Genomic DNA, 10,760 nt, shown 5'->3' on the forward strand with positions numbered 1-10,760 from the left:
TCTTCTGCACCACGGTCCGTCGACCTCGGCGGACGGACCGTGGTGCAGAAGACCACGGCCGGTACGGTCGGTGCCCTCGCGGTCAAGGAGGCGTCGCTGGTGCTGTGCGCCGGCTTCGTGGTGGCGGAGGCCACGGCCCGGATCCTGCGGTCGCGCGACCGCGGCACTGTCACGTTCGTGGTCACCGGCGAGGACGGCCGGGCGGACGAGGACCTGGCGTGCGCGCGGTACATCGCCCGGAGGGCGACCGGGACCGCGACGGACGCAGCCGAGTTCCTCCGTCGCGCCGCCGCGTCGCGCGCCGCCACCGAGCTCAAGGAGGGCGTGCGCCAAGGAGCCCACCCCGACGACGTCGCCCTCTGCCTTGAACTCGACCGCTTCCCCTTCGCCATGGTGGCGACCCTGGAGGACGAGCTCATGGTCCTCCGCCCTCATCACGTGCTGTCGCCCACCGGCACAGCCGCGATCTGATCGCCGACGTCGTCTCCTTGCGCCGACCGGCCCTGATCGCGGCACCGGCTCGGGTGGTGGTGAGGCAACGCCTGCCACCCGTTCGATGTAAGAAGATCGGATCGGCGGGTGTAGGTGGGGACGTGGCGGGGGAAGACCGGAGTGGCGCCCGTGGAAGGGCGCCGCGACGGTCCCACCCCGGACCGTCGCTGGACTGACCAGAAGGACGAGCATGGCCAGCGGCACCGTGAAGTGGTTCAACTCCGAGAAGGGCTTCGGCTTCATCGCCCAGGACGGCGGCGGACCGGACGTCTTCGCCCACTACTCCAACATCTCGGGCAACGGGTACCGCGAGCTGACCGAGGGCGAGGCCGTGACGTTCGACATCACCCAGGGCCAGAAGGGTCCGCAGGCGGAGAACATCGTCCGGGGCTGAGCCCCCGGCGCGCTCCGGCGAGCTTCTCTCCCCCTGACGGCGACCCGCTGTCGACGGCGCCCGCACCTCGTGCGGGCGCCGTCGGGGTGTCGTGACACCCGTATCGACGACGGGCGGCCGACGTCGTACCTCGCGGGCGGGCCGGCTCTCGTCGGCCCCCGTGCCCTCAGAAGGATCCGATGGTCCGTGCGGCGTAGAAGGCGCCGATCGCGGCGGCGAGCACGCCGAGCAGCAGGCGCAGGGCCCTCTCGGGCATGCGGGGCTGGAGGCGGGCGCCGAGATAGCCGCCGACCAGTCCGCCGAGGCCGCACGCCAGGCCGAGCCACCAGTCGGGGGCGACGTCACCCGAGCCGGTCAGGGACAGCACCATGAACGCGGCCGCACCGACGAGGGACGTCGCGAACGTGGCGGCGAGCGCGGCCGGTGCCACCCGGCTCATGGGCAGGCCGCGGGCGGCCAGGATCGGCCCGAGCAGCGAGCCGCCGCCGATGCCGTAGATCCCGCCGAACACCCCCACCGCCACGGCCAGCGCGGTGAGCACGGCCGGGCGCGGTTCCGTCGGCGGGACGGCGGCGGCCGGGGTGCGGCGTGCGGGGGCGAGCGTGCGGGCGCACAGCCAGAGTCCGAGAGGCAGCAGGAGGACCGCGACCAGCAGCTGGAAGACTCCCGGGCCCGGGAGGGCGTAGACGCGGATCGCGGCGCCGAGGACGACTCCCGGCAGGGTGCCGGCGATCAGGCGCCGGGCCAGAGGGCCGCGCAGCATGCCGGAGCGGCGGTAGCGCCACAGGGCGCCGGGCCCGGCCACCACGTTGTACAGGAGGTTCGTCGGAGTGACCGCCGGGTTCGGTACGCCGAAGACGCTCAGATGGACCGGAAGCAGGAACACCGCCCCGGACACGCCGGCCGGCGCGGTCACCACCGCGATCAGCAGCCCGGCGACCAGGCCCGTCCACACCGTCCAGTCCACCGGGCTCCCCGTTCCTCCGTCGCCGCCCGGACAGTACCGGACCGTGTCCGCAGGCCGGTCGGCCAGGGGCTCGACGGCAATGTGATGTTCATGTACCGATGTGCGTCGGTAGGCTCGTCGTATGGTCCAGAGCAACGCTGAAGACGTCGACGGATACCTGGCCGAGGTGCCCGCTGCCCGGCAGGAGGCGCTGCGGCGGCTGCGGGAGCTGTGCCGGGACGAACTGGTCGGCTACACGGAGTCGATGGCGTACGGCATGCCGGTGTACGAGCGGGACGGCGGTGCCGAGATCGCCTTCGCCAGCCAGAAGCAGTACATCTCCTTCTACCTGATGCGCGGCGACGTCCGTGACGCCTTCGCGGAGCGGCTCGCGGCGCAGGACATGGGCAAGGGGTGCCTGCGGTTCCGGACGCCCGAGCGGATCGACTTCGACCTGGTGCGTGACCTCCTGAGGGCCACCGCCGTCGGCCCCGGCACGATGCGCTGACCGCCCCCGATCCCGGCCTCGCCGACCGGCTGAAGCGCTCGGGCCCGTTCGGGCCGGCTGGAGTCCCTCGCCGTGCGGCAGGCGTGGGGCCCATTCCTGCGCTGATCGTCAGCGCGCCGCCGCCGCGTCGGTCATGCCGAGGCGGAGGTGCTCCACGTGGTAGAGCGCCTGGTCGAGAAGGCCCGCGACGTGGTCGTCGTGGAGCGCGTAGACGACGGAGCGGCCCTCGCGGGTGCCGGTGACGAGGCCGAGGTTGCGCAGCAGGCGCAACTGGTGGGAGCAGGCGGACTGTTCCATGCCCACGGCCGCCGCCAGTTCGGTCGCCGCGCACGGCCCTTCGCGCAGGCGGGCCAGGATCAGCAGCCGCGACGGGGTGGAAAGCGCCTGGAGGGTGGTGGCGACCTGCTGGGCGTTCTCGGGGGTCAGACGGGTGCGCGGTGCCGCGCTGCTGTCCGGTGCGTTCACTCCGTGGCCCATGGGTGCCATCCTACGGAAACGAATACATGAATGGATGTTCAAGTGTTCCTGTACGGTGATGGCGTACGACGCCTCCCGTGAAGGACTCCCTCTGTCATGGCCTCCACCCTGACCAAGCCCGCACGGCCCCCGGTCGGACCCCCGGCCGTACGCCGCACCCGCGTCCTCGCACTGCCGGAGGCCCGCTGGGCACTGGCCGCCCTGGTGCTCTTCCTCGTCGGGCTTCCCCTCGACCTGCTCGGTGCTCCGGCGTGGACGTGGGGGCCGCTCTTCGCCGCCACCTACCTCACCGGCGGCTGGGAACCGGCATGGGAGGGCCTCAAAGCCCTCAAGGACAAGACCCTGGACGTCGACCTGCTCATGGTGGTCGCCGCCCTCGGCGCCGCCGCCATCGGACAGGTCCTCGACGGAGCGCTCCTGATCGTCATCTTCGCGACCTCCGGAGCCCTGGAGGCGGTGGCCACCACCCGTACCGCCGACTCGGTGCGCGGGCTGCTCGACCTCGCCCCCGCCACTGCGACCCGGCTCCGCGACGACGGTGCCGAGGAGACGGTCGCCACCGCCGACCTCGTGGTCGGGGACGTCGTCGTGATCCGCCCGGGGGAGCGGATCGGGGCCGACGGCCGGGTCCTGGAGGGGGCGAGCGAGGTGGACCAGGCCACCATCACGGGAGAACCGCTGCCGGTGGTCAAGGAGCACGGCGACGAGGTCTTCGCCGGCACCGTCAACGGCACCGGCGCGCTCCGCGTCGAGGTCGAGCGGGACGCCTCTGATTCGGTGATCGCCCGGATCGTACGGCTGGTCGAGGAGGCCTCCGAGACCAAGGCCCCGACGCAGCTCTTCATCGAGAAGATCGAACAGCGGTACTCGCTCGGCATGGTCGTGGCCACCCTCGCGGTGTTCCTCGTACCGCTCGCGTTCGGCGCCGGGCCGGCCGACGCCCTGCTGCGCGCGATGACCTTCATGATCGTCGCCTCGCCGTGCGCCGTGGTGCTCGCCACCATGCCGCCGCTGCTCTCCGCGCTCGCCAACGCCGGCCGGCACGGCGTCCTCGTGAAGTCCGCCGTCGTCATGGAGCGGCTCGGGCAGGTCGACGCCGTGGCCCTCGACAAGACGGGCACGCTGACCGAGGGGACCCCACGCGTCACGGCCGTCCGCCCCGTTCCCGGCGAGCACGCCGCGGACGAGGACCGGCTGCTCGCCCTCGCGGCGGCCGCCGAGCATCCCAGCGAACACCCGCTGGCCCGCGCGGTCGTCCTCGCCGCCCACGCCCGTGGCCATCAGCTCCTGCCCGCCGAGGACTTTGCCTCCACCCCCGGCATCGGCGTCACCGCCACCGTCGGCGGCCACAGGGTCGAGGTCGGCGCCCCCGCCCGGCTCCCGTACGGGGCCCAGGACGCCCGCGCGGCCACCGCGGCCGCGGGCCTCGCGGCCGAACTGGAGGCGGACGGACACACCGCCGTCCTGGTCAAGGTCGACGGCGTGCCCGTCGGCGTCCTCGGCATCGCGGACCGGCTGCGCCCGGACGCCGCCGCCACCGTCGCCGCCCTCACCGGGCTGACCGGCACCGCGCCGACACTGCTCACCGGGGACAATCCGCGCGCCGCCGCCCGCCTCGCCGCCGACGTCGGCATCATCGACGTGCGCGCCGGACTCCTGCCCCAGGGCAAGGTCGCCGCCGTCCAGGAACGGGAGAGGGCCGGACACAAGGTCCTGGTGATCGGGGACGGTGTCAACGACGCACCGGCACTCGCCGCCGCCCACACCGGCATCGCCATGGGGCGCGCCGGCTCCGACCTCGCCCTGGAGACGGCGGACGCGGTGATCGTCCGCGACGAACTCGGCACCGTCCCCACGGTCGTCGTGCTCTCCCGCCGCGCCCGCCGTCTGGTCGTGCAGAACCTCGTCATCGCGGGTGTGTTCATCACCGGCCTGGTGCTCTGGGACCTCGTGGGCACCCTGCCGCTGCCCCTGGGCGTCCTCGGCCACGAGGGCTCCACGGTCCTGGTCGGCCTCAACGGCCTGCGCCTTCTCCGCGAGGCCGCCTGGCGGCGTGCGGCAGCGACTGCGGCGGCGGCGTCGACAGCCGGGACGACGGCCACCGATACCGCGTCCACCGGGACCGGGTCCGCCGGGACCGCTTCCTGAGCGGTCGTACGCGATCCGCCCCGCCCGGTCAGGAGCGTCCGACCGGGTTCTGACGCGGCCTCACCAGGTGCGTCCGGCCTCGATCAGGAGGTCCCGGACGCGGATGACGTCGGGGTTGGCGGGGCGGCCGGGGCGTTGGGCGAGGTAAGCGGTGTTGATGGCCGGGTCGTCCGGGTGGTGCAGCGGCACGAGGGCGCCCGAGGCCAGTTCGGCCCCGCAGAGGTAGCGGGGCAGGACCGTGAAGCCCGCCCCCGCGGTGGCCGCCGCGAGGACGCCGCGCAGGTCGGGGACGGTGACGGCGGCGGTGCGGGAGAGCCTGCTGCCGAAGACGTGGCGCCAGTAGCGACGGGCTATCGGCAGGTCCTCGGCGTAGCTGATCAGCGGGACGGTGTGCAGCGCCGCCGGGCCCTCGCTCGCCAACCGCTCGCCGACGTGATCGGCCCACGCGGGGGAGGCGACGAGTACGAACTCCTCGTCCATCAGAGGTACGGAGGTCAGCGCGCGCCCCCGTGGACGGAAGGTCGAGATCACCAAGTCGTGTCGACCCGAACGGAGTTCGTCGAGGAGCGGTTCGGTGAGGCCCGGTGTGATCCGGAGCCGAACCCCTTCGGCGGCGAGGGGCGCCAGGGCCGGCAGGGCACGGGTGCAGAGCAGTTCGGCGGGGCCCGCCAGGTGTACGGGGGCGGCCCGCTCGTGGGGTTCGGTGTCATGGCCGGTCGCGGCGGCGAGCGCGTCGAGGGGAGCGGCGACGCGGGCCGCGAGGTCGTGGGCGACCGCGGTCGGGGCGACCCCGCGCGGCAGCCGCTCGAACAGCTCGCGGCCCGTCTGTCGCTCCAGGGAGCGGATCTGGGTCGTCACCGTGGGCTGCGAAAGACCCAGGAGCCCTGCGGCCGCGGTGAACGAGCCGGAGCGGTAGACCGCCAGGAAGGTACGCAGCAGATTCAGGTCCGCCGGTCCCGTGCTGCCGCCGGGAGGCGCCGTGCCGGTGCGGGCGACGCCGTCCCTTCCATCAGAATTCGCATGCCTCACACGGAAAGCCTACTGGGATCCCTATGACGGGACGCCCCGCACCCAGAGGGGTGCGGGGCGTCAGGCCGCCGGGGGCCCGCTTGGGCCGCGGGGGCCGCCGGGGTGTCGTATCAGCCCAGTTCCTTCAGGACCCGCTCCGCGAGCGGGGCGGACGAGGCCGGGTTCTGGCCGGTGATGAGGTTGCGGTCGACCACGACCTTCGGCGCCCACGGCTCGCCGACCTGGACGTCGACGCCGGCCTCGGCCAGGCGGGTTTCCAGGAGCCACTTCGCCTTGTCGGCGAAACCGGACTGGGCCTCCTCGTCGTTGGTGAACGCGGCGACCTTGTAGCCGGCGAAGGCGTTGGTGCCGTCGTCCTTCGTGGCGGCGAGCAGCGCGGCCGGGCCGTGGCAGACGACGGCCAGCGGCTTGCCGGAGTCCAGAGCGTCGATCAGCAGCCGGCCCGAGGTCGCGTCGACCGCGAGGTCCTCCATGGGGCCGTGGCCGCCCGGGTAGAAGACGGCCGCGTAGTCGGCCAGGTCCACGTCCTCGAGGCGGAGCGGGTGCCGGAGCTCGGTGAGCGAGTCGACGACGGCGGCGACCTTGTCCGCACCCTCCTGCCCGCCGTTGAACTCCGGCGCGAGGCTGCTCTTGTCGACGGTCGGGACGACACCGCCGGGGGTGGCGACGACGACCTCGTACCCGGCGGCCGTGAACGCCTCGTACGGCGCGGCCGCCTCCTCGGCCCAGAAGCCGGTCGGGTGCTTCGTACCGTCGGCCAGGGTCCAGAAGTCGGTGCCGGTCAACACGAAAAGGATCTTGGGCATGAGGGTTCTCCCGGGAGGTACGGGCCGGGTTCCGGCCCGAAGAGCGGTGATCGCCCACCCGGCGCCCCAGGGCGGGCCGCCGGTGTGGCGATGTCCTCGAACGTAGCCCCGTCCCGGTGACCTTTCCAATGCGGAATCCAATGGCTGCCATGGGAACTCCGATGGCTCCACGGGAATACGCCCATGCCCCTGGCCTGCGCAAAGGCTCAGACGTTCGCCGCCTCGGCCTCCGTCGGCACCGTGCCGCGGAAGGTACGCCGATAGGCGAGCGGAGTGACCCCGATGGCGGCATGCAGGTGCTGGCGCAGTGAGGTCCCGGTGGCGAAGCCGACCTCCGCCGCGATGTCGTCCACGGGCAGATCGGTCGACTCGAGCAGGTGCCGGGCCCGGGCCACCCGCTGCTGGATCAGCCAGCGCCCCGGGCTCGTCCCGACCTCCTCGACGAACCGGCGCGCGAAGGTCCGCATGCTCATCCGCGCGTGATCGGCGAGCCGGCCCAGCGGGAGCGGCTCCCGCAGGTTCTCGAGCGCCCACTGGCGGGTCGCCGAGGTCCCGCTCGCCGTGGCCTCGGGCACGGGCTGCTCGATGTACTGGGCCTGCCCGCCGTCCCGCCACGGCGGGACCACGCACAGCCGCGCCACATGGTTGGCGACGGCGCTGCCGTGGTCCTTCCGCACGAGATGCAGGCGTGGAGTGAGCCGTGCGGTGTGCCGGTCCCCGGGCCGGTCGGTCTCCGCATAGGGCTGCCTCCGGACCGGGCTGCCCCCGGGCTCGTGAGTCTCCGGGCCCGTGAGTCCACGGGGCCGTGAGTCCACGGGCTCGGGAGCGGCGGCGTGCCCGGGCGGCGGCGGGCGTCGGCCGTGGGGCCGGAGCGCCCGAAGGGACGCACGCACGTCAGCGAGGTGTATGCATGCGGCCCCCGCGCGTCAGGGGCGCGTCAGGGCGGACCCGGGACCGGTGATCACCGGGCATAGCGTCGAAGACACCCCGGCGCGACCGTGCCGGGGACCGTGTCTCGCTCCTCGGGAGGAACCCATGGCAGACGCCCTGTACGGAGACGACCCGGAGCCTGGGGAACCGTTCCCGGCCGGACGCCTCTGCGTGCCCGTCCGGCCGGGCGGCTCTGGCTTCGTGATGCGTCTGTTCCGCACGCCGGTCGGCGGCAGGGCCGCCGTCGCGTTCACCGACCCGGGGCTGCTGAGGGCCGTTCTGGGCGCCGACCAGCCCTGGATCCTGCTGTCGGAACCCGCGCTGCGGGCACTGGCCGAGCCGCTGGACGTCCGCGAGCTGAGGATCGATCCGGTGCTGACGGCTCCGCGGCCCGCCACCACCTCCGTACCCCTGCCCGAGCCGCGGCGGCGGCCCCTGACCGCGCTCGCGAGCTGACGGGAGACCCGGAGATGACCACGCTCGACACCCGGCCCGGCGCCGCGGCCGCAACAGCCCCCGGCGCCGACCCGCTCGCCGTCTGGCCCGCGTCCACCGCCGAGTCGCCCCACGGCGGCCTCCTCGTCGGTGGCGTGTCCCTCACCGAGATCGCCGAGAGCCACGGCACGCCCGTGTACGTCCTGGACGAGAACGAGGTACGCGAACGCTGCCGCACCTACCGCAACGCCTTCCCCGACGCCGAGATCCACTACGCCGCCAAGGCCTTTCTGTGCCGTGCCCTCGCCCGCTGGGTGGAGGAGGAGGGACTCGGCCTGGACGTGTGCTCCGCCGGTGAGTTGGAGCTCGCCGTCACCACCGGCTTCCCGGCCGACCGGATCCTCCTCCACGGCAACGCCAAGTCGCCGCGGGACCTGGGCACCGCACTGCGCCTCGGCGTGGGCCGGATCGTCATCGACACCCCCGCCGAGATCGCGCGCATCGCCGCCGCGGTCGGGCCCGGAGGCCGTCAGAAGGTCATGGTCCGTGTGACGCCCGGGATCAGCGCGGGCGGCCACGAGAAGATCCGGACGGGCTCCGACGACCAGAAGTTCGGCCTCTCGCTCCGGGACGGCCACGCCCAGCACGCGATCGCCCGGATCCTCGACCAGCCACAGCTCGAACTCACCGGCGTCCACTGCCACCTGGGTTCACAGATCACGGACGTCAAGCCGTATCTCGTGGCCGTACGGCGGCTCGTCGGTCTGATGGCCAGGGTGCGTGACACCCATGGGGTCACCCTGCCGGAGCTCGACCTCGGTGGTGGCCACGGCATCGCGTACCGCCCCGGCGATCCCGCCCTCGACGTCACCGCGCTCGCACGCGGGGTCCGCGCCGAACTGGCCGGGAGCTGCGCGGCCGCCGGCCTCCGCGTCCCGCGCCTCGTCATCGAGCCGGGCCGTGCGGTCTCCGGGCCGGCCGGAGTCGCCGTCTACCGGATCCTCGCGGTCAAGCGCACGCCCGGACGGACCTTCGTGGCGGTGGACGGCGGGATGAGCGACAACCCGCGACCCGCGCTGTACGGGGTGCGCTACGCCCCGCGTCTGATCGGCCGTCACTCACCGGCCGACAGCGAGAGCGTGACGGTCGTCGGCCGCCACTGCGAGGCCGGAGACATCCTGGCCGAGGACGTGTCGCTGCCCGCCGACACACACCCGGGCGACCTCCTCGCGGTACCCGTGGCCGGTGCGTACCACCTCTCGATGGCCTCCTCGTACAACCTGGTGGGCCGCCCGCCGGTGGTCGCCGTGCTCGACGGCCGCGCGCGACTCCTGGTGCGCAGGGAGACGCTGGAGGACCTCAGGGCCCGCGACGTCGGTCTGTAGCCCGCGCGGGGAGGGGGTGCCGTGGGCCGGCCGTCCGGGTACGGCCGGCCCACGGGCGCCTTGACGTACGGCTGACACGACCGGTGCCGATGGACCTACTCACTGGTACGGTCCCTGACCAACCGGTGCCCCAGGTGGGGCCGCCGGGTCGGGAGGGGTACGGAGTGACGGTGGGACGAGTGGGTGCGGTCGGAGTGCTGCCCGAAGGGCTCGCGGAGGCGATACGGGGCACGGCCGAGGACATCGCCACGGTGCTGCGCGCCGCGCCCGGCGGAGGCGGCTCAGGACTGCCCGTACCCCGGTCCACCTGGACCCTCGGGGAGGCCGCCGCCCACCTGGCGCAGGCCAACGCGCTCATGGCCGACCTGGCCGCCGGACACGAGCGTCCCTACGGCGACGGCACCCCGGGGAGCCTGGCCGACGCCAACGAACGCGCGCTCGCCGGATTCGAGGAGCGGGCACCCGGTCCACTCGCCGAGATGATCACCGCCCGGGCCGAGGCCTTCCTCGGCTCCGTGGAGGACTGCGATCCGGAGGAGCTCCTCTCCACCCCGCTCGGCGCCATGCGCCCGGCCGTCCTCGGCTCGTACCTGCTGACGCACATGCTCGGCCACGGCTACGACCTGGCCCGCGCCGTCGGCCGTCCCCACATGCTGGACGCGCGGCGGGTCGACCTCACGCTGCCGTTCATGATCGAGGCGATGCCCCGGGTCACCGACCCGGCCGCCGTCGACGGCCTGACGGCCCGCTTCGCGGTACGGCTCCGGAGCGGCCCGAGCCTCGGCGTCCTCGTCACGGACGGCGCCGTCGAGACCACCCACGAGCCGCCCGCCCGCCCGGACTGCACCATCCTCACCGAGCCGGTCGCCTTCCTCCTCCTCGGCCTGGGCCGTATCGACCCCTGGCCCGTGATCGCCCGCGGCAAGGCCCTCGGCTGGGGCCGCAGGCCGTGGCTGGCCCCGCGCTTCCCGCGCCTCTTCAGGGCCCCATAGGCGTCAGGGCCGCCGTCCGCGGTCCTCCGGCAGACCTCCGGGCCGGCCGCCGCCCCGGCCCTTCCGCCGTACGCGGGCTACGGCGGTCCCCTGTACGCGGGTACGGCGTTCCTCACCGCCCACGCACCCGGCTGACCGGACACCGAGCGTGCGGGGGTGTTCGGGCTCCGTGACGGCCGCCGGTCGCGGCGTGCCGCTCGGCGCGCGCCGATGGATCC

General features: G+C 73.8%; 11 protein-coding genes and 1 pseudogene. 7 read left to right on the forward strand and 5 right to left on the reverse strand.

The window, feature by feature from the left end:
- Both AOK00_RS12540 and AOK00_RS12545 read left to right on the forward strand, forming a co-directional pair.
- Positions 1-471, forward strand: a 471-nt coding sequence (locus tag AOK00_RS12540; RefSeq protein ID WP_173861552.1) for a 2-phosphosulfolactate phosphatase, incomplete at its 5' end; no start/stop codon positions are given.
- Positions 472-682: 211 nt separating this feature from the next.
- Entirely contained in the window at positions 683-886 is a 204-nt protein-coding gene (locus AOK00_RS12545; RefSeq protein WP_030213732.1) for a cold-shock protein, read from the forward strand.
- Positions 887-1,052: 166 nt separating this feature from the next.
- Here AOK00_RS12545 and AOK00_RS12550 read toward each other — a convergent pair whose 3' ends face one another.
- Positions 1,053-1,853 carry a sulfite exporter TauE/SafE family protein gene (locus tag AOK00_RS12550; RefSeq protein WP_055600400.1) on the reverse strand — a complete coding sequence of 267 codons (801 nt, stop codon included), beginning with the start codon at positions 1,851-1,853 and terminating at the stop codon, positions 1,053-1,055.
- Between the two features lie 121 nt (positions 1,854-1,974).
- Between AOK00_RS12550 and AOK00_RS12555 the strand changes: the two genes are divergently transcribed.
- Positions 1,975-2,340, forward strand: a complete 366-nt coding sequence (locus AOK00_RS12555) for a DUF1801 domain-containing protein (protein WP_055600401.1) — start codon at positions 1,975-1,977, stop codon at positions 2,338-2,340.
- Between the two features lie 108 nt (positions 2,341-2,448).
- Here AOK00_RS12555 and AOK00_RS12560 read toward each other — a convergent pair whose 3' ends face one another.
- Positions 2,449-2,817, reverse strand: coding sequence for an ArsR/SmtB family transcription factor (locus AOK00_RS12560; protein WP_055600402.1), 369 nt, complete (start codon positions 2,815-2,817; stop codon positions 2,449-2,451).
- 96 nt (positions 2,818-2,913) lie between these two features.
- Between AOK00_RS12560 and AOK00_RS12565 the strand changes: the two genes are divergently transcribed.
- The gene (locus tag AOK00_RS12565; RefSeq protein ID WP_079041968.1) at positions 2,914-4,965 is read left to right on the forward strand and encodes a heavy metal translocating P-type ATPase; all 2,052 of its coding nucleotides are present in this window, start codon (positions 2,914-2,916) and stop codon (positions 4,963-4,965) included.
- 60 nt (positions 4,966-5,025) lie between these two features.
- Here the strand turns inward: AOK00_RS12565 and AOK00_RS12570 are convergent, their stop codons facing one another.
- The 3 genes and pseudogenes from AOK00_RS12570 to AOK00_RS12580 form a co-directional block, all read right to left on the reverse strand.
- Positions 5,026-5,994 (reverse strand): LysR family transcriptional regulator, encoded by a 969-nt coding sequence (locus AOK00_RS12570; protein ID WP_079041969.1) that lies wholly within the window; start codon positions 5,992-5,994, stop codon positions 5,026-5,028.
- Between the two features lie 110 nt (positions 5,995-6,104).
- Positions 6,105-6,800, reverse strand: coding sequence for a type 1 glutamine amidotransferase domain-containing protein (locus AOK00_RS12575; protein ID WP_055600403.1), 696 nt, complete (start codon positions 6,798-6,800; stop codon positions 6,105-6,107).
- Between the two features lie 206 nt (positions 6,801-7,006).
- A pseudogene (locus AOK00_RS12580) lies at positions 7,007-7,486 on the reverse strand (GlxA family transcriptional regulator); the annotation flags it as partial.
- A gap of 349 nt (positions 7,487-7,835) precedes the next feature.
- Here AOK00_RS12580 and AOK00_RS12585 point away from each other — a divergent pair.
- From AOK00_RS12585 to AOK00_RS12595, 3 genes are all read left to right on the forward strand, one after another.
- Positions 7,836-8,186 (forward strand): SAV_915 family protein, encoded by a 351-nt coding sequence (locus AOK00_RS12585; protein ID WP_055600404.1) that lies wholly within the window; start codon positions 7,836-7,838, stop codon positions 8,184-8,186.
- Between the two features lie 14 nt (positions 8,187-8,200).
- Positions 8,201-9,550, forward strand: coding sequence for a diaminopimelate decarboxylase (gene lysA, locus AOK00_RS12590; RefSeq protein WP_055600405.1), 1,350 nt, complete (start codon positions 8,201-8,203; stop codon positions 9,548-9,550).
- Positions 9,551-9,720: 170 nt separating this feature from the next.
- Positions 9,721-10,542 carry a maleylpyruvate isomerase family mycothiol-dependent enzyme gene (locus AOK00_RS12595; RefSeq protein WP_254047347.1) on the forward strand — a complete coding sequence of 274 codons (822 nt, stop codon included), beginning with the start codon at positions 9,721-9,723 and terminating at the stop codon, positions 10,540-10,542.
- Positions 10,543-10,760: the final 218 nt, after the last annotated feature.

This window comes from Streptomyces aureus, from assembly GCF_001418135.1.
Classification (GTDB): domain Bacteria; phylum Actinomycetota; class Actinomycetes; order Streptomycetales; family Streptomycetaceae; genus Streptomyces; species Streptomyces aureus_A.

What these genes read in the sequence shown, in the direction of transcription:
- AOK00_RS12545 (WP_030213732.1), top strand. Translation starts at nt 683, where the DNA reads ATGGCCAGCGGCACCGTGAAGTGGTTCAACTCCGAGAAGGGCTTCGGC.
- AOK00_RS12555 (WP_055600401.1), top strand. Translation starts at nt 1,975, where the DNA reads ATGGTCCAGAGCAACGCTGAAGACGTCGACGGATACCTGGCCGAGGTG.
- AOK00_RS12560 (WP_055600402.1), bottom strand. Translation starts at nt 2,817, where the DNA reads ATGGGCCACGGAGTGAACGCACCGGACAGCAGCGCGGCACCGCGCACC.
- AOK00_RS12565 (WP_079041968.1), top strand. Translation starts at nt 2,914, where the DNA reads ATGGCCTCCACCCTGACCAAGCCCGCACGGCCCCCGGTCGGACCCCCG.
- AOK00_RS12575 (WP_055600403.1), bottom strand. Translation starts at nt 6,800, where the DNA reads ATGCCCAAGATCCTTTTCGTGTTGACCGGCACCGACTTCTGGACCCTG.
- AOK00_RS12585 (WP_055600404.1), top strand. Translation starts at nt 7,836, where the DNA reads ATGGCAGACGCCCTGTACGGAGACGACCCGGAGCCTGGGGAACCGTTC.
- lysA (WP_055600405.1), top strand. Translation starts at nt 8,201, where the DNA reads ATGACCACGCTCGACACCCGGCCCGGCGCCGCGGCCGCAACAGCCCCC.